The sequence below is a fragment of the Acidovorax sp. BL-A-41-H1 genome (assembly GCF_051942715.1).
Map to the genome: position 1 here is coordinate 1,276,617 of NZ_JBPVJQ010000003.1, position 23,246 is coordinate 1,299,862.

Here is a 23,246-nt window from a genome sequence, read left to right on the forward strand (position 1 = left end):
TCACGGAACCCCTTGAGGCTGCGCTGCGCCCGTCAGCATTTCGCGCGCATGCGCAATGGTGGTTTCCGTGGAGCGCTCGCCCCCCAGCATCCTGGCGATTTCGTTCACCCGGCTTTCATCGCTGACGGGACGGACCGTACTGGTGGTTCCCTGCCCACTGCTGCTTTTTGAGACGCGCAAATGGTGGTTTGCACACGCCGCCACCTGCGGGAGGTGGGTGACTGCCAGGACCTGGCGGTCCCGGCCGAGTTGTTGCATCAGCCGCCCCACCGTTTCTGCCACCGCTCCGCCAACGCCTGAATCGACCTCGTCGAAGATCAATGTGGGCGCTACTCCTAGCTGGGAGGTAGTCACAGCGATGGCCAGTGAAATCCGCGAAAGCTCGCCTCCGGATGCCACCTTCCCTATCGGCTTGGGTGTCATGCCGGGGTGGCCTGCCACCAGAAAAGTCACTTCATCCGCGCCGTGGGGCGCTGGCTCTGCCAGTCTGGACAGCGTCACCTCAAATTTACCCCCTGTCATTCCCAGTCCCTGCATAGCCTGGGTGATGGCTGCGGACAACCGCGGCGCCGCCTTGGTGCGCACCAGTGATAGCGCGCGTGCGGCTTTCTGATAACCCGCTGCGCTGGCAGCCTCGGCTTTCTCAAGAGCGTCAAGATTGGCCGCTGCGTCAAGCTTGTGGAGTTCCTGTTTCCAGCCTTCCAGGAGCGACGGCAGCTCTGCTGGCGTACGTTTGTACCTGCGGGCCATGGACATCCACAGCGATAGCCTCGCGTCCAGTTCAGCCAGTCGGTCGGGGTCGATATCGGCGCGGCGCAAATACAGCTGCAGCGAGTGGGCGACATCGCTTGCCTGAGCGATGCAGGACGACAAAATGTCTCCGTAGCCCACAAAGTCGGGCTCAACGTGCTCCTGATCCCGCAGGTGGCTCTGCGCGCGGGTCAGGCTTGCCAAGGCGCCGGTCTCGTCCTCCTCAAGGGCCTGGAGGGATGTCTCAGCAGCCTGCAGCAGCGCCTGGGCGTGCGACAGGCGTTTGTGCTGCGCATCCAGGTCTTCCCATTCGCTCTCGGCGGGGGCGAGTTTGTCGAGTTCCCCGATCTGCCACTGCAGACGGTCGCGCTCCTGCTGCAGGGTAGCCTGAGCCTGCCTGGCGTGGAGCAATGCCTTCTGGTCGGCGCGCCACTGCGCCCACAGTCTGGATGTCGCGGTGGCATCGGCACCAGCAAACGCGTCCAACAGACCGCGGACCGACTCCGCTTTGGTCAGGCTTTGCCAGGCATGCTGCCCATGGATGTCCAGCAACAGGTCGCCCAGTGCGCGCAGCTGCGTGGCGGTTGCGGGCGTACCGTTGATCCATGCCCGGCTCTTCCCTTGCGTGTCTACACTCCGACGCAAGAGCAACGTGTCCTCGACCGCAATTCCGGCCTCTTCGAGCCATGGCTGCACATGGGTTGTGCACTCGAACTCAGCTGCAATTTCCGCCCGCGCTGCGCCCTCCCGTACAACTCCAGCGTCCGAACGGGCCCCCAGCACCAGTTGCACCGCATCAATCAAAATGGATTTGCCTGCGCCGGTTTCACCGGTAAGGACGGTGAAACCGCCGCTCAGTTCCAGCTCAAGAGACTCAACGATAACGAAATCCCGCAATGTGATCCGCCTCAAACCCATGGTCAGGAACCTCCTTCGTTCCAGCGCAATTTTTTTCGCAGTGTCGCGAAATAATTCCAGCCCTGTGGATGCAGAAAGCGCACGCAGTGTTCCGACCGTTTGACGAGAATGCGGTCGCCGTGCAGCAGCGATGCCAGCGACTGCATATCGAAGTTGGCGCTGACGTCACGTCCGCTGACCACCTCTACAGCCACTTCATTGGCGTCTGCCAGCACAATGGGGCGGTTGGACAAGGTGTGCGGGGCGATAGGCACCAGAACCCACCCTGGGATTGACGGATGCAGCATGGGCCCCCCTGCTGAAAGCGCATAGGCTGTGGATCCGGTGGGAGACGCGATGATCAATCCATCGGCCCGCTGGTTCGCCACCAGCTGGCCGCCCACCTCGACCCGAAGCTCCACCATGCCGGACGTCGCACCGCGGTTCACCACGACATCGTTCATGGCCAATGCTTCAAAAACCACGCGTTCGTCGCGCACCACCCGAGCATGCATGAGGGGGCGCAAGTCTTCTTCGTACTCCCCATGCAGCATCGGCGTCAAAGTGTGCTCGTACGCGTCCAGAGGGATATCCGTGATGAAGCCCAGTCTGCCTTGGTTAATGCCAATCAGTGGCGTGCCGTGCCTCGCCAGTTGCCGCCCGATACCGAGCATCGTGCCATCACCGCCGACGACCAGACCCAGATCGCAGTGCGCACCGATGTCGTCAACAGAAAGCGATGGATACTGGTCGAGCCCTGTGCTGGCGGCGGTACCCGATTCGACAGACACCGTACACCCTTGGCGTGTGAGAAAAGCGGCAATACCGGAAAGAGCCTGGCATGCGGTGTCGCCGGATAGCCCCGAGCTGGAAGCCTGGTACTTGCCGATCAGTGCAACATGGCGGAAATTGGTTGTCATCAATAAATTACAACACTAAGCGGATGACGGGCGTCCGTATCCGGGAAAGAGTGGCGTGAGGTCTGAAGGCATAGCCCGGCAGGGCTTTGTCTACGCACCGCGGAACTGGCCACCCTCCCATGAGATGCTTGCAGGGCCCACTGGGCATTACAACCTTAAAATTACCCCATGCTCGATGACCGTGCCAAGTTGTTGCTGAAAGCGCTTGTTGAGCGCTACATTGCCGACGGCCAGCCCGTAGGGTCGCGCACGTTGTCGCGTGCATCGGGGCTCGACCTCTCTCCTGCGACCATCCGTAACGTCATGGCCGATCTCGAGGAATTGGGGCTTATAGCCAGCCCCCACACCTCGGCGGGCCGCATTCCGACAGCCCGCGGGTATCGGCTTTTCGTCGACACCATGCTCACGGTGCAGCGCGACGGCTTGAGCCCGCCACAGATAGCGCCAGAGCAGCCACAAAAGGTGATCGCCAATGCGGCTCATCTGCTGTCGAGTCTTTCACAATTCGTCGGCGTGGTCATGGCGCCTCGTCGCGCGTCGGTCTTTCGGCATATCGAGTTTCTGCGTCTTTCTGAGCGCCGCTTCCTGGTGATCATCGTTTCTCCAGAAGGCGATGTGCAAAACAGGGTGATCTTCACCGATGTGGATCACTCGCAGTCCCAGCTGATCGAGGCGTCCAACTTCCTGAACGCGCACTATGCAGGCATGGCCATGGAGCAGGTCCGCGAGCGGCTCAAGTCAGAGGTCGATCTTCTACGCGGCGAAATAGCGTCCTTGATGCAGGCCGCTGTGAACGTGGGGACCGAGGCCATGTCCCAGGAGCAGGGTGATGTGGTGATCTCCGGCGAGCGGAATCTGCTTGCGGTGAGCGACTTTTCCAGTGATATGGGTAACCTGCGCCGAGCCTTCGACCTCTTCGAGCAAAAAACCCAGATCCTTCGCCTGCTTGATATTTCCAGCCAGGCAGAGGGTGTGCGGATCTACATTGGCGGCGAAAGCCAGGTAGTGCCCTTTGAAGAGCTGTCGATCGTGAGTGCGCCCTACGAGGTGGACGGCACAGTGGTGGGGACGCTTGGCGTGATTGGCCCTACTCGCATGCCCTATGACCGCATGATCCAGATTGTCGATATCACGTCCAAGCTGGTCTCAAACGCGCTAAGCCATCGCAAGTAAGGCCCTACAATCCCGCGGTGTCTGCAGCGGTGCTCGATGAGCACAGGCTTGGGGCGTTAGCTCAGTTGGTTAGAGCAGAGGACTCATAATCCTTTGGTCGTTGGTTCAAGTCCAACACGCCCTACCAGTGGCTCGCGGGCATTTTTTGGTTTTGGCAGATGTTCCGGATTTTTCGGGTTCGGGATGGCGTTAGAATCTAGGCAATCGCTTGAATGCGGCGCAGTGTGCAGATGAACGTAAGGTTCGGAAACCACAAACTGCTTTTTTTAGGGTCGCCTCAAAAAAGCATGCTATAATTCAAAGCTTGGCGGCTGTAGCTCAGCTGGATAGAGTACTTGGCTACGAACCAAGGGGTCGTGGGTTCGATTCCTGCCAGCCGCACCAACAGGTAAGCCCTGAGTCTGAAAAGACTCAGGGCTTTTTCCTTTTCTGATTCGGTTAAAAGCTGGTTCACAAAGGGGTGGCTCTTGAAGTTCCAAGCGGTTCAATTGCTCTGCGTCCTATAAAGCCGCAAGCCCGGCGCCTGCATGGGGACCGCGTGTCTTGGATTAGCTTGGTCCTCCTGTTCCTTAGGTGGTCCGCCCCATGCAAAATTCCGTGCCTGCTCCTGCACCCGTGCCCCCGTTTCCGCTGGGTGACGATCCACCCATCTGGCTTCCCGCGCCTCCCGTGGGAGATCCGGTGCCGGGCCCGGCTCGGCCGCCTGTCCAGGATCCTCCGCCACATCCGGCGCAGTAGATGCGGCGGATCGCCACCCGAAGGGTCCGTGTCAGTGGGGGTGCTGTTATGGGCCCCCTATTACGATGCACGCCGGAGGTAGCCACTTGAGCAAAGCGTTCACAAAAGAGTCGGAAGCCGAGGACGATGACGGCGAGACGATCTTGCCCTCTCCGCCCGGTGGCAAGAACTACATCACCCCCACGGGCTATCGCACATTGCGAGATGAGCTTTTTCATCTGATCGATGAAGAGCGCCCCAAAATTGTTGAGACCGTCCACTGGGCCGCGAGCAACGGGGACCGGTCAGAGAACGGAGACTATCTTTACGGCAAGAAGCGCCTGCGAGAGATCGACCGGCGTATCCGGTTTCTGACGAAGCGCCTGGAGATCGCGGAGGTGGTTGACCCATCCGTACATCACGGCAGTGACCAGATTTTCTTTGGTGCAACTGTGACCTATTGCGAAGACGGTGGTGTGGAGCGCACGATCACCATCATGGGCATCGACGAGGCCGACAGCGCAGCTTCTCAGGTCAGCTGGATCGCTCCGGTGGCGAGGGCGTTGTTCAAGGCGCGAATTGGTGATGAGGTGGCGCTTCCGACTCCGGGAGGCACAAGGCATCTTGAAGTGACGGACGTCCAATATCCGGCGCCCCAAGGATCGCTGGGGTAGGATCGTTGACGCGAGTGTCTCGAGCTTTCAGTCGCCCGGGTGTGCTCAGGCCTGTGGAGTCAGTCGCACGGCACGGATGACGGCGGCCGTACGGCGGAGGTTTCGCAACGCCAGTTCCAGATGATTCTGGTCGCGAACGGCCACGATGAAGCGCAGATCGATGGTGTCGAGGGCGACCTCGTCGTCCATGTCGACATGGGTAATGTCCGACTCCGAGCTGGCAAGCTCTGCAGCCACGCGGGCCAGTACGCCTTTGCCGTTTTTAACGGTTACCACGACGCCCGTTTCGAACATGCGGGTCGGTTCGTCTGACCAGTCCACTGCAATGAACCGTTCGCTGTCCTTGTGTTGCAGGCGTTTCGCCACGCCGCAGTGCGCGTTGTGCACCACCAGACCTTCGCCGCGGCCGAGGTAGCCGACGATGCTGTCACCGGGCACCGGGCGACAGCAGGTGGCGTACTGGACCGATGCGTTTTCGCTGCCGTCCAGCGTGACCGCGCCTTGAGAGACGTTTTCATGCGACGTATACCGCTCACGGCTCAGCAGAAGGGCGTCGGGGCGGTAGCCATGCTCGGCCATCAGCACCATCAGCCTCTTCGCGACGATGCTGGCAATGCGCTTGCCCAGGCCCAGATCGGTCATCAGCTCGCTGCGCGTCCGGTTTCCGGTGAACCGCAGAAGCTTCTCCCACATCGGTTGCGTCTCGGTATTCACGGGCGGAAGCTGTTCCATGCCTTCAGCGCGAATGGCCTGCGTCAGCAGCTTTTCTCCCAGGCCTTCGGATTCGGCCTGTGCCAGCGTCTTGAGGTAGTGGCGGATTTTTGATCGCGCCCGTCCGGTGCGCACAAAGCCCAGCCAGGCCGGATTGGGCGTGGACACCGGTGCGGTGATCACTTCCACCACGTCGCCGTTCTTGAGCTCCGTGCGCAACGGCACCTGCTCGTTGTTGATCTTCGCAGCCGTAGTGCGGTCACCCACGTTGCTATGGATGGCATAGGCGAAATCCACCACCGTCGCGCCGCGCGGCAACGCCATGATCTGGCTCTTGGGTGTGAAGACGTAGACCGCGTCCGGGAAGAGGTCCACCTTCACGTGGTCCCAGAACTCGGCTGCGTCACGCGTCTCATTCTGGATATCAAGCAGCGACTGCAGCCATTTGGTGCCCAGCCGTTCGGCAGACGTCCCGTCCGCATCTTGCGCCTTGTAGAGCCAGTGCGCCGCCACGCCGGCCTCAGCGATGACATGCATCTCGTCGGTGCGCATCTGGAACTCGATGTTCACGCCCGAAGGGCCGACCAGCGTGGTGTGCAAAGACTGGTAGCCATTGAGCTTGGCAATGGCGATGTGGTCCTTGAACTTGCCCGGCACCGGCTTGTACATCTGGTGCAGCACGCCCATGGCCGTGTAGCAGTCGGTCACGGTGGGAACGATGACGCGAAAGCCGTAGATGTCGGTCACCTGGGCAAAGCTCAGGTGTTTGTGATCCATCTTCTGGTAGATGGCGTAGAGCGTTTTTTCCCGTCCGGCCAAGCGGACCTTCATGCCGATCTTGGAGAAGGCGGCATCGACCTCGGCCTGCACCTTTTGAACCAGATCGCGCCTGCGGTTGCGCGACTTGTTGACGGCCTTGTACAGCGTGGCGTACCGCCAGGGGTGCAGGTGGCGGAAGGCGAGGTCCTGCAGTTCCCGGTAGGTCTGGTTCAGCCCCAACCGGTGGGCGATGGGTGCATAGATTTCCAGCGTTTCCGACGAGATGCGTCCCCACTTGCTGCGCGGCATATCCGACAGCGTGCGCATGTTGTGGGTGCGGTCGGCCAGCTTGATCAGGATCACGCGCACGTCACGGGCCATGGCCAGCAGCATCTTGCGGAACGACTCGGCCTGGTTCTCTTCGCGCGTGTTGAACTGCAGCTTGTCGAGCTTGGTCAGTCCATCCACCAGCTCTGCCACGGGCAGTCCAAAGCGGTCAATCAGGTCAGCCTTGGTGACGCCGCAGTCTTCCATGGCGTCGTGGAGCAGGGCGGCCATCAGGGCCTGCGCATCAAGCTTCCAGGTGGCGCATTGCGCAGCGACTGCAATCGGGTGGGTGATGTAGGGTTCGCCGCTGCTGCGCAACTGCCCCAGGTGCGCCTCGTCTGCAAAGCGGTATGCCTGGCGCACCTGCTCGATGCTGGCCGCGTCCAGATAATCGAGGCTGTCCGTCAGCGCCGCAAAGCTCGCAGCTGCCGCATTGGCGGCAGCGGCCGCCGCAGACAGGCTGCCGCTGGCCGGCGCTGCAGATTCGCCGGGGCGCGGCGGTGTGGCCGAGGGTGAGTGGAGCACCGCGTTCATACCCTAAATGTAGCGCGCAAGAGGATTTGCCCGACGTTGGGCAAAAAAAAGCACCGCATGCGCGGTGCCATTTTTGGGGACGTGCCTGCCCGGGAAAGCTTCAACCCGGAACCTTCTTGAGCATCTCCAAGCCCACTTTGCCATCAGCGATCTCGCGCAGGGCGGTCACGGCAGGCTTGTTGCGGCTTTCGATGCGCGGGGCGTGGCCCTGGCTCAGCATGCGGGCACGGTAGGTGGCCGCCAGCACCAGCTGAAAGCGGTTGGGGATTTTTTCCAGACAGTCTTCTACAGTGATGCGTGCCATCGTCTTACTCCGGGGATTCAGGTGATATTGAGCGACTGAAAGGTGTCGGCTCGGGCGCGGCGCTGGGCGGCGTACTTGAGTCGCTGGGCGTGGACTACCGCTTTCAGATCGAAAAGGGCGCGCTCAAACAACTCGTTGATTATAACGAAGTCGAATTTCGCGACCTGTGCCATCTCGGTGGCAGCGTTCTTCAGGCGTACTTCAATCACTTCGGGTGAGTCCTCGCCGCGGCGCTCAAGACGGGAGCGCAGTTCTTCCCAGCTCGGCGGCAGGATGAACACCAGGATGGCGTTGGCAAATGCCTTGCGGATCTGCAGGGCGCCCTGGAAGTCGATCTCCAGGATCACGTCGGACCCCTGTGCGATGCGCTCCTCGATGGCTTTTTTGGATGTGCCGTAGCGGTTGCCGTGCACCAGCGCCCACTCCACAAATGCGCCGCCTTCAATCATGGCGTCGAACTCGGACTGCGACGCAAAGTAGTAGTCGCGCCCATGCTTTTCCTGGCCGCGAGGTGCACGCGTAGTGTGCGAGATCGACAGGTGAACGTGCGAGTCGAGTTCCAGCAATGCCTTCACGAGGCTGGATTTGCCAGCGCCGCTGGGGGCTGCCACTACGATAAGATTTCCGGGATAGTCCATATGGAATATGCGCTGTTCGCTATCAAAAGGTGAGCTTATTCGATGTTTTGCACTTGTTCGCGCATCTGTTCGATCAGCACCTTCATGTCGACGCTTACACGCGTGAGGTCCAGCGCTGCCGACTTGGAGCCCAATGTGTTGGCCTCGCGGTGCAGTTCCTGGATCAGGAAGTCCAGGCGTTTGCCGACTTCTCCGCCCTTTTTCAGCAGCCGCTCGATTTCGTCCAGGTGCGAATCCAGCCGGGTAATCTCTTCAGCCACATCGATGCGGATGGCGAAGGCCGTGGCTTCAGTCAGCGCACGGTCGCGGGCGGCCTCGGGCAGGGTGGTGCCGTCGGTCAGGGCCATGGCTTCTTTCCAGCGCTCCATGAAGCGCAGGCGCTGCTGTTCGACCAGCAGGGGGATCATCGGCGTGGCCTGCTGCGCCAGGGCGCGCAACTGTTTGACACGGTCCAGCAGCATGACCGCCAGGCGTTTGCCTTCACGCTCGCGGGCAGAAATCAGGGCATCGAGTGCCTCCTGTGCCAGTGCGGGCACTGCCGCGCTCCAGTCTTCGGTGCCAGTCTGGGCGTTGGCGCACAGGCGCAATGCGTCGGCCACCGACAGCGGGGCGGCGCTGGGCAGCCAGGAGCGTACGGAGTCCTGGAGCGAATTGAGCCGCTGCAGCACGCGCGCAGGCGGGTCTTGCAGCGCGTTGCTGTCATCGCTTTCGATGGCTGCGCGCACCTCCACCTTGCCGCGCTTGAGCTGGGCCGTCAGCAGGCTGCGCAGGGCTGGCTCCATCGCGCGGAGCTCGTCGGGAAGGCGGAAAGAGAGGTCCAGAAACCGGCTGTTGACCGAGCGGATTTCCAGCCCGAGCCGGCGTGAACCGGGCGTGCGGGCATCGGTTTCCGAGCCAGCGGCAGACGCGCCGTGCTGTACGCTGGCGTATCCGGTCATGCTGTAAACTGGCATTAGACTTTTGATGTAGCTGGGATCCGGCGATTATCCGGGTTCCGCCCCACAGCCGAGTCATCTTCGCAAAATATGTCAAAAATCAAGCCGGCGCCCCTGCCGCCCGACACCCTCATCGGTGGATACCGCGTGGTTCGCCGGGTGTCCTCCGGGGGCTTTGGCGTGGTGTATCTGGCCATCGACAGCGAAGGCCAGCAGGTCGCGATCAAGGAATACCTTCCGTCCTCGCTGGCCACCCGCGCACCCGGCGAGCTCCTGCCCAAAGTCCCGTCCGAAAAGCTGTCCCTGTACCGCCTCGGTCTCAAGAGCTTTTTTGAAGAGGGGCGCTCCCTCGCGCAAATCTCGCATGCCTCCGTGGTGAGCGTGCTCAACTTCTTTCGCGAGAACGAAACCGTCTACATGGTGATGAACTACCTGGAGGGCGCGACCCTGCAGGATTTCATCATCACCGCGCGCGACCTGAAGACCCAGAAGGTCTTCCGGGAGTCCACCATCCGCTCGCTGTTCGACGAGGTCTTGCGCGGGCTGCGCATCGTGCACCAGCACAAGATGCTGCACCTTGATATCAAGCCCGCCAACATCTTCATCACCGACGACAACAAGGCCGTGATGATCGACTTCGGCGCTGCGCGCGAGGTGCTGTCCAAGGAAGGCAATTTCATCCGGCCGATGTACACCCCCGGCTTTGCAGCGCCCGAGATGTACCGGCGCGATTCGCAGATGGGCCCTTGGACGGACATTTATGCGATTGGCGCCTGCATTTACGCCTGCATGCAGGGCTTTCCGCCCAATGAAGCACCGCAGCGCGTCGAAAAGGACCGCCTTTCGCTCGCGCTCACCAAGCTGCGCGGCGTTTACTCCGACAACCTGATCGAGGTGGTCGAGTGGTGCATGGCCCTGGACCCGCTGTCGCGCCCGCAGTCGGTGTTTGCGCTGCAAAAAGAACTCAGCCGCGAAGGCGAGCGCCGTTACACCAAGCTCACCGTGGCCGAGAAGATGCGCTTGCAGCTCGACACGTTGGTGTCAGACACCAAGAAGAACGTACAAAAGGTGGGCGAAGCCACCGGAATCGGAGCCAAGCCCCGATGAACCCGCATCATGCTGATCGGGTGGGGCCAGGCATGTGTTCATTGACAGTGCCTTTGGGGCATGCCTGTGGGCGTGAGCCGCTATGAAATTCTCCGTATTCCAGATCAGCCGCCGCGGCGGGCGCGAGAAGAACGAAGACCGCATGGGCTATTGCTACACGCGCGAATCAGGTCTTTTTGTGCTGGCTGACGGCATGGGCGGCCACCCCGAGGGGGAAGTTGCGGCGCAGATTGCCCTGCAGACCATCTCGGCGCTTTTCCAGCGCGAGGCCAAGCCCCAGCTGAAAGACGTGCAGGAGTTTCTGTCGGGTGCGTTGCTGGCCGCCCACCACCAGATCCTGCGCTACGCCACCGACCGCGGAATGCTCGACACGCCACGCACCACGCTGGTGGCTGCGGTGCTGCAATCCGGCACGGCCACCTGGATCCACTGCGGGGACTCGCGCCTGTACATGGTGCGCGATGGCGAGCTGCTCACGCGCACGCGCGACCATTCGTATATGGAGCTGCGCAATGCGCCGCCGCCGGGCCTGGACCGCATCAACCGCAATGTGCTGTTCACCTGCCTGGGCTCGCCCACCAAGCCCATCTACGACATCACGGGGCCCGTGTACCTGGAGCAGGGCGACCGCATTTTGCTGTGCTCTGACGGCCTGTGGGGCACGCTCAGCGATGAAGACATTGCCAAGCAGCTGTCGCGCAATTCGGTATCGCACGCTGTTCCGGATCTCGTCGAGGATGCCCTGCGCGTGGCGGGTGACAGCAGTGACAACGTGACCGTGGTCGCCCTGGAGTGGGAAACGCCCGATGCGTTCGAGTCCACGCAAGGGGTCTCCACCGACAGCATCAGTGACGACGTGTTTGCATCCACCATCCAGGCGGGGCCGCTCGATGGCCTGGTGGACGACCTCGACGATGCTGCGATCGAGCGATCGATTGCGGAAATCAACGAAGCCATTCGCCGGTCCGCTGCGCGCAAGGCCTGAGTCCCACGGGCCAACCGTCGCGGCTGTTCGCGCACCCGGGCGCCGCGTCGGTTAGCTCTGCATTTTTGGTGATCCGAGCCAGAACCGGTTTGCTGGCCCACCCGCTGCGTTCCACTGCCCGTATTTGGATGGAACCCGCGCCCTCCCTTCTTATCTGCTCATTTGCGCCCAACAGCGTCCACATCCGTGAACACCCCTGTCCCTTTCACCCGACCCGCCAATCGCCCCCTGGACGCCCTGCGCGCCGTGCGCATCACGCGGCATTACACGATGCATGCCGAAGGTTCGGTGCTCATCGAATTCGGTAACACCAAGGTGCTGTGCACGGCTTCGGTGGAAGAGCGCGTGCCACCGCACAAGCGCGGCAGCGGTGAAGGCTGGGTAACGGCCGAATACGGCATGCTTCCGCGCGCCACCCACACCCGCAGCGACCGCGAGGCCGCACGTGGCAAGCAAAGCGGGCGTACGCAGGAAATCCAGCGTCTGATCGGCCGGTCGCTGCGCGCGGTGTTCGACCTCAAGCTGCTGGGCGAGCGCACCATCCAGCTCGACTGCGACGTGATCCAGGCCGACGGTGGCACCCGCACGGCCGCCATCACCGGGGCCTGGGTGGCGGCGCATGATGCGGTGGCGGGCTTGCTGGCGGCGGGCAAGATCACGCAGACGCCGTTGCTGCAGCCCGTGGCCGCCATCTCGGTCGGCATTGTCCAGGGCACGCCAGTGCTCGACCTGGAATACGTGGAAGACGTGGGCTGCGATACCGACATGAACGTGGTGATGACGGGCGCGGGCCACTACGTGGAAGTGCAGGGCACGGCCGAAGGTGCTGCGTTTTCGCGCCGCGAGATGGACCAGTTGCTGGGTCTTGCCGAAAAGGGCATTGCCGAGCTGGTGGAGCTGCAGCGTAAGGCCCTGGTTCAGTCATCCTGAATGCTATAAAAATAATAGCTTTCAGGGCAATCAATAAAAGGGCTACAGGCCATTTTGACCATGAAAATCGTTCTGGCATCGAACAATCGCGGCAAACTGGCCGAACTGCAGGCCATGTTTGCCCCCTTGGGGGTAGAACTCGTGCGCCAGGCCGATCTGGGCGTGGGCGAGGCCGAGGAGCCGTTTCGCACCTTTGTTGAAAACGCGCTGGCCAAGGCCCGCTTTGCCAGTGCCCACACCGGCCTGCCCGCGCTGGCCGACGATGCAGGCCTGTGCGTGGACGCATTTGGCGGGCTGCCCGGTGTGGACACGGCGTTCTACGCCACGCAGTTTGGCTACGAAAAGGGCGACGACACCAACGTACAGGCGCTGCTGGAGCAGATGCAGGGCGTGGACCAGCGCCGTGCCGCCATGGTCAGCACCCTCGTGGCCGTTCGCAGCCCGCAAGACCCCGAGCCGCTCATTGCGGTCGGCCGCGTGGTGGGCGAGATTACCCGGCAGCGGCAGGGCAGCAATGGCTTCGGGTTCGACCCCGTCATGTTCCTGCCCGAATTCGGCAAGACCTTTGCCGAACTGCCCACCGAGGTCAAGAACGCCCACAGCCACCGCGGCCGCGCAGCGCAGCAGATGCTGGCACTGATGCGTGAGCGCTGGCTGGCCTGACCGGCCTGCGCCAACTACCGGAGTTGCTAATCCCCGCTGACGCGTGCGACAGGCAGTGATCGGCAAGATTCCAGGCGCTTCCCCCACCGGATTTTTCCCATGTCCATTCCCATCATTCCCGCCGCTGCTGCACCCGACGCCGACAACGCGCCTGCTGTGGTGCGCGACATCCAGCACTACATGCGGGCTGGCACGCTGCAGCTGACCAGCCTGCCCCCGTTGTCGCTGTACGTCCACCTGCCCTGGTGCCTCAAGAAGTGCCCGTATTGCGACTTCAATTCGCACGAGTACCGCGGTGATGGTCCGACCGCTGGCGATGCCGCCGATGCCCCGCAGGCTGCCGTACCCGAGCAGCGCTACATCGATGCGCTGATGGCCGACCTGGAAGCCGCGCTTCCCCTCATCTGGGGCCGCACCGTGCACAGTATCTTCATTGGCGGTGGCACGCCCAGCCTGTTCTCGCCCGCCGCCATCGACCGGCTGATCGGCGACATCCGCGCGCGGCTGCGACTGGAAGCTGACTGCGAGATCACGCTGGAGGCCAACCCCGGCACCTTCGAGAAAGACCGGTTCCGCGCCTTTCGCGCGGCGGGCGTCACGCGGCTGTCGGTGGGAGTGCAGAGCTTCAACGACCGCCACCTGAAAGCGCTGGGCCGCGTGCACGACCGCGCGCAGGCCCTGGCCGCCGTGCAGGAGGCCGCCGAGGCCTTTGATACCTTCAACCTCGACATCATGTATGGCCTGCCGGGCCAGACGCTGCAGGAGCTGGAAGAGGACATGCAGACCGCGCTGGCGCTCAGCCCGCCGCACATCTCGATCTACCACCTCACCATCGAGCCCAACACCTACTTCGCCAAGTTTCCGCCCGTGATCCCCGAGGACGACCAGGCCTACGCCATGCTCGACCGCATCACCGAGATGACAGGCCAGGCGGGGCTGGCACGCTACGAGATCTCAGCCTACGCGCGGCCCGGCCACCAGTGCTTTCACAACACCAACTACTGGCAGTTTGGCGACTACCTGGGCATTGGCGCGGGGGGCCACAGCAAGCTGAGCTTTGCGCACCGCGTGGTGCGCCAGGTGCGCTTTCGCGACCCGCGCCGCTACATGGACAACGCCCTGGCAGGGCACGCGGTGGCGCAGGATGAAGAAGTACGCCGCAGCGACCTGCCATTTGAGTACATGCTCAACGCCCTGCGCCTGCGCGAAGGCTTTGCGCTGCAGGACTTTGCGGCCCGCACCGGGCTGCCGCTCACGTCCATCGCCCGGGCGCTGGAAGACGCCGAGCGCAAGGGCCTGATTGAGCGCGACATGGCGCGCGTGCGGCCGACCGAGCGGGGGTTCGACTTTCTGAGCGACCTGCAGGAGCTGTTTCTCGCAGACTGAGTGAATGGACGCGCACAGGCCGGCAGGCGTGCGCATTGCCGATGCCTGAATGAAACGTCAGGCCGCGCCGGGCACCCCCGCCTACCCGCAGCGCACGGCGATGATGCGCCCCGTGCCGTCCACCTCCAGGTTCAGGCGCTGGGCATTGAACTCCTTGGTGATCATCTGGCCTGGCCGCAGGATGCGGGCCATTTGCGCACCTGAACGCACTCTGGCCGATTCCATCACCGTGGCCGTGCTGCTCTGCCCCACCGCAAACTGCGCGGGCTGGGCGTTGCAGGGCGCAGCCATTGCAGGAACGTCCACCGGGGCAGGGGTTGCGGTCGGGCCGGATGGAGCCTGCGCCACTGGGGTGGCAGCGGCGGGCGGCTGCCCGTAGCCGGCGCAGCCGGTGAGTGCAAGGGCAGCAGCCACGCTGATGGCGCTGGCAGTGGTGCGAAGGCGTGTCGTCATGGTCGTTGGGTTCCTTGTGCTCTCTGTGACTTCCTGGTGATCTCGTAAGCAGTCAGGCTGCTGCGAATGCTGCCGCTTCGTTCAACAAACGCCATCACCATAGCGGACGAAGGCGGGGCGTGGGTGTCCATCCGTAACCTGGCGCGTTGCACTGCGCGTCAAGCGGGCGAATCGTCAACAAATGGGAACGGGCAGGCGAGCTGCCCCATGGGTGTCCCGGTGCGTGGGGTCGCTGGCAAAATGTCGTTCGTTCCGCCCCGCCAACCACCTGACTCACCCCGCGGTGACCGGCGGCTCCCGTCATGTTGCCGCCACCGCACGCCATGCTCCAGCCATCCGCTATCAGTCCGCTCCAGAGCCTCGGCGACGCGCTGGATGGGCTGGACGTTGCCCTGTGTGCGTTTGATGCCGACGACCGCGCGCTGGCGTGGAACAACACATTCCTGCGATTTTTCCCGGAGCATGAAGGGCATGTGCATGTCGGGGAACCCTACGCTGCCAACCTGCGGCGTTTCTACACGCACCGGCTGGACGCGCAGGAAATCCGCCATATCGACCGGTACATCGCCGCTGGTATCGAGCGGCACCGGCAGCAGTTTCGGCCCTACCAGTTCGAGCACCGCGGCCTGCATCTGCACGCGTCGTCACAGCCGCTGGCAGAAGGTGGGCGCGTGCGGGTATGGCGAGCCGAGCAGATGGATGCTGCCGTCCGTTTCCTGCCGGTCGCGGGCTGCGATGCGTCCGCGTCCAAGGCAGGGCTGGCCGGGCACGAGCTGTTCGACCGCATCCCCGATGGCCTGATGGTCTGCGCGAGCGACCACACCATCCAGTGGGTGAATGCATCGTTTGTGCAGATGTACGGCCTGAGCCGCAGTGTCAGCGTCACGGGCCTTACCTTTGACGAGATCTACCACCGCGCCTGGGCCGCAGGCGGGTTGGACAATGACGACCAGCACCGTGCGGGTGCCGTCATCCTGCGCGAGAACATGCGCTTTGCCGGGGCGCCCTTTGAGGTGCCCCTGCCGCGCGGGCGATGGTGCCGCGTCATCGCCAAGGACGCGGCCGACGGAACCGTCTTCTACGCCCACGTGGACATCACGGAGCTCAAGCGCCAGCAATACCTGCTGGCACAGGCCGAGCGCAGTGCCCGCGAAAGCGAGGCCCGCCTGCGCGAGAAATCCATCGTGCTGGAAGCTACGCTGGAGCACATGGACCAGGGCATCGCCAAGATCAGCCACGACGGAGTGGTGGAGCTGTACAACCGGCGTGCGCTGGAGCTGCTGGACCTGTCGCCCGAGCTGATGGCAGCACGCCCCACCCTTGAGCAGGTGCTCGCCTACCTTCGCGATCGCGGCGAGTTCGTGCCGTCTCCACCCGAAGTGCAGGCCATGCTGCAAAAGGACGGCGGGCTTGACCGCCTGCACGTGTACGACCGGGTCCGGCCCGACGGCACCGTGCTGGAGGTGCAGACCATTCCCATCGCCGGCGGCGGTGCGCTGCGTACCATCACCGACGTCACGGCGCGCCGCGCCGCCGAGCAGCGCATCCGCCATGTCGCCGACCACGATGCGCTGACCTCATTGCTGAACCGGGCGGCTTTTCTGCAGGCCCTGCGCGCCGCCGTCGCGGACTTGCGGCGCCACAGCCGGGGTATGGCCGTGCTCTACATGGACCTTGACGGCTTCAAGCCCGTGAACGACCGCTTTGGCCACGCCGTGGGCGACCAGGTGCTGGCCGAGGTGGCTTCCCGCCTGCGCCAGGTGGCACGCGAGGAAGACCGCGTGGCGCGCCTGGGCGGTGACGAATTCGCGCTGCTGCAGCGCGGCGTGGCAGACGAGCAGGGTGCCCTGCGCCTGGCCGAGCGCCTGGTCGAAGCCGTGAGCCAGCCCATCGCGGTGGATGCCCACCAGTTGCGGGTGGGCATCTCGATTGGCATCGTCATGGTTCCACCCGCCGAGGGGGCTGAACCGATGGACACCCTGCTGCTTTTGCGCCAGGCAGACACTGCCATGTACGCGGCCAAAGCCGCTGGTCGCAACCGCGCCAAGGTGTTTGGCGGATAACGCCCGTGGGCGCACCTTCTGGGCGGCGCCATCCAGGGCGCTGCGCCGTGCCTGCTTGCGCGCCAGCCAATAATCGGCCTTGTCCTACAGGGGGCTTCCAGTGCCCCATCTACTATTTACCCGTCGATACCCCCTCGACATCCCTCCCGCTTGCACCATGCAAGTGTTAAGCCCGCCTAGAGCGGGCTTTTTTTTGCCTGCATGGCGCCTGGGGAACGAAGGCTTCGCATTGGCACGCAAAACCGTCGGGCGCCGCGTGTCTGCAGTGTCCCACCAAGCCCCAAGGAATCCGCATGTCCGGTACCCTGCGGCCAACACATCACCTGAGCGGAGCACACCATGGAAGACCCACGCTGCTGCGGCACGGGCACCTGCATCATCAACGACGATGGCTACTGCTGGTGCGGCCAACAATGGGACGGCACGAAGATGTGCTTTCCGAAGGACAAGCAAGACCAGTCTGATGGCTCAGGCACGTCGCCCGGACGGACATCTTTGAGCGAGGAAGCTGGCGAGCATTGAGCGCCGACGTATCGACCGCAGGCGGAATGCGTTCGCACCCGCTGAGCCTGCACAGCAACGAAAAAGCGCCTCTTGGGGCGCTTTTTCAATGAGGGGTGCAGCTGGCGGAGACTGTGAGATTCGAACTCACGGACGGTTGCCCGTCGGCAGTTTTCAAGACTGCTGGTTTAAACCACTCACCCAAGTCTCCGGGTGCGAAGCCGCGAATTCTAGCCGACTGCGCGCGGGCTCTTTTGCAGCATCCCACGGGTCTCGATGAACTGGATGACGGCGTTCAGGCCATCCAGGGTCTTGAGGTTGGTCATCGCAAACGGCTTGAGCTGGCCCTGGGGGTTGGTGCGCATGCGCGTGGTGTCGGCGTGCATGACATCCAGGTTGGCGCCGACATGGGGGGCCAGGTCAGTCTTGTTGATGATGAACAGGTCGCTCTTGGTGATGCCCGGACCGCCCTTGCGGGGGATCTTTTCGCCAGCGGCGACGTCGATCACGTAGATTGTCAGATCGCTCAATTCGGGGCTGAACGTGGCGGCCAGGTTGTCGCCGCCGCTTTCCACGAACACGATATCGGCATTGGGGAACTCGCCCAGCATGCGGTCGATGGCTTCGAGGTTGATGGAGCAGTCTTCGCGGATGGCGGTGTGCGGGCAGCCGCCGGTTTCCACGCCCAGGATGCGCTCGGCGGGCAGGGCTCCGCTCACCGTCAGCAGGCGCTGGTCTTCCTTGGTGTAGATGTCGTTGGTGATCGCCACCAGGTCGTAGTCGTCGCGCATGGCTTTGCACAGCATTTCCAGCAGGGTGGTCTTGCCCGAGCCGACGGGGCCGCCGATGCCTACGCGCAGCGGGGGCAGGTTTTTGGTGCGATTCGGAATGTGGTGCAGTGTGGTGGTCATGGTGTCATTCACTATCAAATCAATAGCTGCATGGGCAATCGTGACAAGCGCTAGGAGCGGAAAAGTCTTGAATATTGCACTTCGTGCTGGGCACTCAGGATGGCCAGCATGGGGGAGAAGGCCTGGCGCTCGCTGTCCATCAGGCTGATGGCGTGGTCGGCTGCGGCGGGTATGGCGTCTGCCAGCTTGGCCAGGATGCGCTGGCCGGCGCTCTGGCCGAGCTGCATGGACTTGAGCGCGGCCTGCACCATGTTCTCTGCCCAGCCGAAGGCGTAGGCCAGCAACACATCGCGCACCGGCGCTTGCGTGATGGAGGCGGCGAGCGCAAACGCCACCGGGTAGGTAGGGGGCAAGGCGGCCAGGTGTTGCACCGCAGGCATGTGCGATGCGTCGCCCTGGTGCTGGTTACGCAGCCAGTCGGCCATGGACCGGCCCATCTGCTCGCTTTGCAGGCGCAGCTCGCTGGTCTCGCGGGTGTGCAGCACCCAGTCGTTCAGTTCACGCACGTGCGCCCAGTCGGCGCGGCGCCAGGCACCCACGGCCTTGGCGATGAGCGCCATGTCCCCCCGGGATTGCGTCAGGTGCAGCTGATCGAGCAGCCAGTCGGCCACGGCGGCCTCGCTGGCAACACCGGCGTTCTCAATGGCGCTTTCCAGTCCCTCGGAATACGAAAACCCGCCCACGGGCAGCGCGGGGGACGCGAGCCATATGAGTTGCAGCAGGCTGGCTGCAGGCAGAGGGGTGGGGCGGTCTGGGCGCACAGGGCAAGTCTCGTCAGGCGGGTCGCTGAGGGCGGGCGGCTGGGGTGGCCACTGTGCGTGCCCCGGGTTCGACAAGCTCAGCCCGAACGGACGGGGGCGAAATGCACATCTGCATGGCGTTCAGTGGTCGTGGTTGCAGTGCGGGCCGTGCACATGCCCCCCGCTGGCGACCACCGGGATGGACAGGGTGCGGCCACGGGCCGGGGGCGTGGCGGCTGAGGGTGCATCGCCATGCGCGTGCCCGTCCGCGTGGCCCTTTGCGGGGGATGCATGGTTGTGGCCGTGATCGTGCGCGGGGTCGTGCGAATGGTCATGGTCGTGACCGTGCTCCCCGTGGTGGTGCCCGCCGCCATGCCCGGCTGCATATGCGCCGCCTTCGGGCTCGAACGCCAGGTTCTGTTCCTTCACGATCAGGTGCATGGCGCGCAGCATGTCGGCCAGCACATGGTCGGGTTCGATCTTGAGGTGGTCGGGCTGCAACTCGATGGGTACGTGCCGGTTGCCCAGGTGGTAGGCCGCGCGCGTCAGGTCAAACGGCGTGCCGTGGTTCTGGCAGTGCGTGATGACCAGTACGGGCTGCGGGGCTGCGACCACGCGGACCATGGAGCCGTCTTCGGCCACCAGCACATCGCCGCCGCGCACCAGCGTGCCGCGGGGCAGGAAGATGCCCAGCTCGCGCCCGGCCGAATCGGTGGCGGCAAATCGGCTTTTCTGGCGGACGTCCCAGTCCAGTTCAACCGTGGTGGCGCGCTTGAGCAGCACCGGGGCGAGGCCCTGGCCTTGGGGAAGGAGTTTGGAAACCTGGATCATGGTGAAGAGCGTGTTGCAGAGCCTTGAAGGCGAGGCGGGCATTGTGGCGTGGATGCCCTGGCCCTACAGAAGGCGCGTCATGTAGCGGCTGTTCGGGTCGGGCTGGTAGGCGCCGAACGGTGCGCAGTCCGCGAAACCGTAGCGCAGGTACAGCTGCCATGCGGGCTCGAAGAAGGGCTGTGTGCCGGTCTCAAGGCTGATGCGCTGGTAGCCCAGGCTTGCTGCCTGCGCCAGGATGTGCTCCAGCACGGCCTGGCCCACGCCCTGGCCGCGCGCTGCTGCGGCAGTGCGCATGGATTTGAGTTCGGCATGCCCTGCGCTCAGATGCTTGAGGGCGCCCGTGCCCGCCAGCGCGCCGGGTGCAGGCGCGGTATCGGACGGCATCCATGCCGTCCAGAACCGGATCTCGGGCTGGCGCAGTTGGGCCATGTCCAGGGCATGCACGCTCTCGGGGGGCGACGTGGCGTGCATGTCTTGCAGGTGCTCCTGCATGAATGCCTCGATGCGCGGGTCGCGCAGGTCATCGAGGCGGATCTGCAAGCCTTGCAGCACGGCGCTCATACCCCCGCCTTCAGAACAAAAAGTACCGCTGCGCCATGGGCAGCACCGTGGCCGGCTCGCAGGTCAGCAACTGGCCGTCGGCGCGCACGGTGTAGGTCTGCGCGTCGATTTCCATTTTGGGCGTGTAGCTGTTGTGCACCATGTGCTGCTTGCGCACGCTGCGGATGTTGCGCACGGCGCTGAGCTGCTTGGCCAGCCCAAAGCGCTCGCCAATCCCTGCGGCCAGCCCGGCCTGCGACACGAAGGTGATCGAGGTCTTGGCAATGGCCCCACCGAACGCGCCGAACATGGGCCGGTAGTGCACCGGCTGCGGCGTGGGGATGGACGCATTGGGGTCGCCCATGGCGGCCATGGCGATCAGGCCGCCCTTGAGGATGAGCGCGGGCTTGACGCCAAAGAACGCGGGCTTCCAGATCACGATGTCGGCCCATTTGCCGACTTCGAGCGAGCCCACCTCATGGCTGATGCCATGGGCAATGGCGGGGTTCACCGTGTACTTGGCCACGTAGCGCTTGATGCGCGTGTTGTCGTTGCGGCTGCTGTCGCCCTGCAGGCTGCCGCGCTGCACCTTCATCTTGTGCGCCGTCTGCCAGGTGCGCAGGATGACTTCGCCCACGCGGCCCATGGCCTGGCTGTCGCTGCTCATCATGCTGATGGCGCCCAGGTCGTGCAGGATGTCTTCGGCCGCAATGGTCTCCTTGCGGATGCGGCTTTCGGCAAAGGCCAGGTCTTCGGCAATGCTGGCATCCAGGTGGTGGCACACCATCAGCATGTCCACATGCTCGTCCAGCGTGTTGTGCGTGTACGGCATGGTGGGGTTGGTGGAAGATGGCAAAAAGTTGTCTTCGCCCACCACACGCAGGATGTCGGGTGCGTGCCCGCCGCCCGCGCCTTCGGTATGGAAGGCGCAGATGCCGCGGCCCGCCACGGCCGCAATGGTGTCTTCCACAAAGCCCGATTCGTTGAGTGTGTCGCTGTGAATGGCCACCTGCGTGTCGGTCTCGTCGGCCACGTCCAGGCAGTTGCTGATGGCCGAGGGCGTGGTGCCCCAGTCTTCGTGCAGCTTGAGGCCAATCGCACCTGCGTCGATCTGCTCGTGCAGCGCATCGGGCAGGCTGGCGTTGCCCTTGCCCAGAAAGCCCAGGTTCATCGGGAAGGCATCGGCCGCCTGCAGCATGCGCTCCATGTTGAAGGGGCCCGAGGTGCAGGTGGTGGCCAGCGTGCCCGTGGCGGGGCCGGTGCCGCCGCCCAGCATGGTGGTGATGCCGCTGGCCAACGCTTCTTCGATCTGCTGCGGGCAGATGAAGTGGATGTGGCTGTCGATGCCGCCGGCGGTGACGATGTTGCCTTCGCAGCTGATGATTTCGGTGCCGGGGCCGATGATGATGTCCACGCCCGGCTGGGTGTCGGGGTTGCCGGCCTTGCCGATGGCGGCAATGCGCCCGGCCTTGAGGCCGATGTCGGCCTTGAAGATGCCGGTGTGGTCGACGATGAGGGCGTTGGTCAGCACCGTGTCGGCTGCACCTTGTGCGTTGGTCCGCTGGCTTTGCGCCATGCCGTCGCGGATAGTCTTGCCGCCGCCAAACTTCACCTCTTCACCGTAGCTGCCTGCGCGCAGGGTGTGGTCTCCCTCCACCTCCAGGATCAGCTCGGTGTCGGCCAGGCGCACGCGGTCGCCCACGGTGGGGCCGAACATTTCGGCATAGGCGCGTCGTCCAATGGTTGCCATGGGGGGTGCTCCGCGAAAACTTGTTTACTATGCTTTTGATAGCAATAGGTGCATATGAATCAAGCGCTACAGGCCAATTCGGCCTGAAAACGCTACAGCGCGCCGTGGACGAGGCCGCGAAAGCCGTACACCTGGCGCTCGCCTGCGTAGTCCACCAGCTCCACCGTGCGTTCTTGGCCCGGCTCAAAGCGCACGGCGGTGCCCGACGCAATGTTCAGCCGCATGCCGCGCGCGGTCGTGCGGTCAAAGCCCAGGGCGTTGTTGGTTTCGGCAAAGTGGTAATGCGAGCCCACCTGGATGGGGCGTTCGCCGGTGTTGCGCACCACCAGCGTGAGGGTGCGGCGGCCGGTGTTGAGCGGGTGCTCGCCGGGTTCGGTGATCAGTTCGCCTGGAATCATGGTGTGCCTCCGTGCGGTGCCATCACTTGCGGCCGCGCCATGCGGCTGCGACCAGCAGCACGCCCACCACCACAAAGCCCCACAGGTCGGTGGCATGCCAGTGGCTGCCGTGCTGGGCATGGCCCTCGTGGGCAAAGGCGGCGGCCGTGCTCAGGCACAGCGCGCCGGCTGCCAGTGTGGATCGGATGCGGGTGGGGGTGATGCGCAGCATGGGGCAGTCCTGTGGGGTGTCGGTTCAGACGATGGGCTGGTGCACGGTGACGAGCTTGGTGCCGTCCGGGAAGGTGGCTTCGATCTGGATGTCCGGAATCATCTCGGCGATGCCGTCCATCACATCGGCGCGGGTGAGCACGGTGCGCCCCTCGCTCATGAGCTGCGCCACGGTCTTGCCGTCGCGCGCGCCCTCCATCACGGCGGCGCTGATCAGGGCCACGGCTTCGGGGTAGTTGAGCTTCAGGCCCCGCGCCTTGCGCCGCTCGGCCAGCAGGGCTGCAGTGAAGATCAGCAGCTTGTCTTTCTCACGGGGGGTCAGTTCCATTTCGTTTCACTCACTGTGGATCGATGGTCCGTGCAGCCGCAAACCGCGGCCGCATTTCCAGCGCTTTGGCATCGTACGCAGCAAGCGCCATGCCCGGCCATACGCCACATG

General features: G+C 63.8%; 24 protein-coding genes and 3 tRNA genes. 11 read left to right on the plus strand and 16 right to left on the minus strand.

What is annotated here, in order from left to right:
- Both recN and ACTPOI_RS06740 read right to left on the minus strand, forming a co-directional pair.
- Positions 1–1,668: a DNA repair protein RecN gene (gene recN / locus ACTPOI_RS06735; RefSeq protein ID WP_440107639.1), complete on the minus strand. Its 1,668-nt coding sequence runs from the start codon at positions 1,666–1,668 to the stop codon at positions 1–3.
- Between the two features lie 2 nt (positions 1,669–1,670).
- Positions 1,671–2,567 (minus strand): NAD kinase, encoded by an 897-nt coding sequence (locus ACTPOI_RS06740; protein WP_440107641.1) that lies wholly within the window; start codon positions 2,565–2,567, stop codon positions 1,671–1,673.
- Between the two features lie 168 nt (positions 2,568–2,735).
- Here ACTPOI_RS06740 and hrcA point away from each other — a divergent pair, with 168 nt between their 5' ends.
- The 4 genes from hrcA to greB all read left to right on the plus strand — a co-directional run bounded on the left by hrcA (position 2,736) and on the right by greB (position 5,131).
- A complete protein-coding gene (hrcA, locus tag ACTPOI_RS06745) occupies positions 2,736–3,740 on the plus strand; it encodes a heat-inducible transcriptional repressor HrcA (RefSeq protein WP_291520096.1) in 1,005 nt (334 codons plus the stop codon).
- Positions 3,741–3,790: 50 nt separating this feature from the next.
- A tRNA-Ile gene (locus ACTPOI_RS06750) sits at positions 3,791–3,867 on the plus strand.
- A gap of 180 nt (positions 3,868–4,047) precedes the next feature.
- Positions 4,048–4,124: transfer RNA gene (locus ACTPOI_RS06755), tRNA-Arg, on the plus strand.
- 440 nt (positions 4,125–4,564) lie between these two features.
- Positions 4,565–5,131 (plus strand): transcription elongation factor GreB, encoded by a 567-nt coding sequence (gene greB / locus ACTPOI_RS06760; RefSeq protein ID WP_440107644.1) that lies wholly within the window; start codon positions 4,565–4,567, stop codon positions 5,129–5,131.
- A gap of 45 nt (positions 5,132–5,176) precedes the next feature.
- On the opposite strand, the gene ACTPOI_RS06765 is transcribed toward greB, so the two are convergent.
- From ACTPOI_RS06765 to ACTPOI_RS06780, 4 genes are all read right to left on the minus strand, one after another.
- Positions 5,177–7,462 carry a RelA/SpoT family protein gene (locus tag ACTPOI_RS06765; protein WP_440107646.1) on the minus strand — a complete coding sequence of 762 codons (2,286 nt, stop codon included), beginning with the start codon at positions 7,460–7,462 and terminating at the stop codon, positions 5,177–5,179.
- 100 nt (positions 7,463–7,562) lie between these two features.
- Entirely contained in the window at positions 7,563–7,766 is a 204-nt protein-coding gene (rpoZ, locus tag ACTPOI_RS06770) for a DNA-directed RNA polymerase subunit omega (protein WP_069103553.1), read from the minus strand.
- Between the two features lie 17 nt (positions 7,767–7,783).
- Positions 7,784–8,404 carry a guanylate kinase gene (gmk, locus tag ACTPOI_RS06775; RefSeq protein WP_440107648.1) on the minus strand — a complete coding sequence of 207 codons (621 nt, stop codon included), beginning with the start codon at positions 8,402–8,404 and terminating at the stop codon, positions 7,784–7,786.
- Positions 8,405–8,439: 35 nt separating this feature from the next.
- Entirely contained in the window at positions 8,440–9,357 is a 918-nt protein-coding gene (locus ACTPOI_RS06780; protein WP_440107650.1) for a YicC/YloC family endoribonuclease, read from the minus strand.
- Between the two features lie 72 nt (positions 9,358–9,429).
- Here ACTPOI_RS06780 and ACTPOI_RS06785 point away from each other — a divergent pair, with 72 nt between their 5' ends.
- The 5 genes from ACTPOI_RS06785 to hemW all read left to right on the plus strand — a co-directional run bounded on the left by ACTPOI_RS06785 (position 9,430) and on the right by hemW (position 14,410).
- On the plus strand, positions 9,430–10,446 hold the full coding sequence (locus ACTPOI_RS06785) for a serine/threonine protein kinase (RefSeq protein ID WP_069103550.1): 1,017 nt from the start codon (positions 9,430–9,432) through the stop codon (positions 10,444–10,446).
- Between the two features lie 82 nt (positions 10,447–10,528).
- Positions 10,529–11,431, plus strand: coding sequence for a PP2C family protein-serine/threonine phosphatase (locus ACTPOI_RS06790; protein ID WP_440107653.1), 903 nt, complete (start codon positions 10,529–10,531; stop codon positions 11,429–11,431).
- A gap of 186 nt (positions 11,432–11,617) precedes the next feature.
- Positions 11,618–12,361, plus strand: a complete 744-nt coding sequence (gene rph, locus ACTPOI_RS06795; protein WP_440107655.1) for a ribonuclease PH — start codon at positions 11,618–11,620, stop codon at positions 12,359–12,361.
- Between the two features lie 60 nt (positions 12,362–12,421).
- The gene (rdgB, locus tag ACTPOI_RS06800) at positions 12,422–13,024 is read left to right on the plus strand and encodes an RdgB/HAM1 family non-canonical purine NTP pyrophosphatase (RefSeq protein WP_440107657.1); all 603 of its coding nucleotides are present in this window, start codon (positions 12,422–12,424) and stop codon (positions 13,022–13,024) included.
- A 99-nt stretch (positions 13,025–13,123) separates the two neighbouring features.
- Positions 13,124–14,410, plus strand: coding sequence for a radical SAM family heme chaperone HemW (gene hemW, locus ACTPOI_RS06805; protein ID WP_440107659.1), 1,287 nt, complete (start codon positions 13,124–13,126; stop codon positions 14,408–14,410).
- An 81-nt stretch (positions 14,411–14,491) separates the two neighbouring features.
- Here the strand turns inward: hemW and ACTPOI_RS06810 are convergent, their stop codons facing one another.
- Positions 14,492–14,863: an I78 family peptidase inhibitor gene (locus ACTPOI_RS06810; RefSeq protein ID WP_440107661.1), complete on the minus strand. Its 372-nt coding sequence runs from the start codon at positions 14,861–14,863 to the stop codon at positions 14,492–14,494.
- Between the two features lie 323 nt (positions 14,864–15,186).
- Here ACTPOI_RS06810 and ACTPOI_RS06815 point away from each other — a divergent pair, with 323 nt between their 5' ends.
- Positions 15,187–16,926 (plus strand): diguanylate cyclase domain-containing protein, encoded by a 1,740-nt coding sequence (locus tag ACTPOI_RS06815; RefSeq protein ID WP_440107663.1) that lies wholly within the window; start codon positions 15,187–15,189, stop codon positions 16,924–16,926.
- Between the two features lie 339 nt (positions 16,927–17,265).
- Positions 17,266–17,448 carry a hypothetical protein gene (locus ACTPOI_RS06820; RefSeq protein WP_440107665.1) on the plus strand — a complete coding sequence of 61 codons (183 nt, stop codon included), beginning with the start codon at positions 17,266–17,268 and terminating at the stop codon, positions 17,446–17,448.
- 102 nt (positions 17,449–17,550) lie between these two features.
- On the opposite strand, the gene ACTPOI_RS06825 is transcribed toward ACTPOI_RS06820, so the two are convergent.
- From ACTPOI_RS06825 to ACTPOI_RS06865, 9 genes are all read right to left on the minus strand, one after another.
- Positions 17,551–17,638, minus strand: a tRNA-Ser gene (locus ACTPOI_RS06825).
- A gap of 19 nt (positions 17,639–17,657) precedes the next feature.
- On the minus strand, positions 17,658–18,338 hold the full coding sequence (gene ureG, locus ACTPOI_RS06830) for an urease accessory protein UreG (protein WP_440107667.1): 681 nt from the start codon (positions 18,336–18,338) through the stop codon (positions 17,658–17,660).
- A 50-nt stretch (positions 18,339–18,388) separates the two neighbouring features.
- A complete protein-coding gene (locus ACTPOI_RS06835) occupies positions 18,389–19,099 on the minus strand; it encodes an urease accessory protein UreF (RefSeq protein WP_440107669.1) in 711 nt (236 codons plus the stop codon).
- 120 nt (positions 19,100–19,219) lie between these two features.
- On the minus strand, positions 19,220–19,909 hold the full coding sequence (gene ureE, locus ACTPOI_RS06840; RefSeq protein ID WP_440107671.1) for an urease accessory protein UreE: 690 nt from the start codon (positions 19,907–19,909) through the stop codon (positions 19,220–19,222).
- 63 nt (positions 19,910–19,972) lie between these two features.
- Complete coding sequence (locus ACTPOI_RS06845) at positions 19,973–20,470, minus strand: GNAT family N-acetyltransferase (protein WP_440107673.1); 498 nt, start codon at positions 20,468–20,470, stop codon at positions 19,973–19,975.
- A gap of 10 nt (positions 20,471–20,480) precedes the next feature.
- Positions 20,481–22,199 carry an urease subunit alpha gene (gene ureC / locus ACTPOI_RS06850; protein WP_440107675.1) on the minus strand — a complete coding sequence of 573 codons (1,719 nt, stop codon included), beginning with the start codon at positions 22,197–22,199 and terminating at the stop codon, positions 20,481–20,483.
- A gap of 92 nt (positions 22,200–22,291) precedes the next feature.
- Entirely contained in the window at positions 22,292–22,597 is a 306-nt protein-coding gene (locus tag ACTPOI_RS06855; RefSeq protein WP_440107677.1) for an urease subunit beta, read from the minus strand.
- A gap of 22 nt (positions 22,598–22,619) precedes the next feature.
- Positions 22,620–22,808, minus strand: a complete 189-nt coding sequence (locus ACTPOI_RS06860; protein ID WP_440107679.1) for a hypothetical protein — start codon at positions 22,806–22,808, stop codon at positions 22,620–22,622.
- Positions 22,809–22,832: 24 nt separating this feature from the next.
- Positions 22,833–23,135, minus strand: a complete 303-nt coding sequence (locus ACTPOI_RS06865) for an urease subunit gamma (protein ID WP_069103535.1) — start codon at positions 23,133–23,135, stop codon at positions 22,833–22,835.
- Between the last annotated feature and the right edge of the window lie 111 nt (positions 23,136–23,246).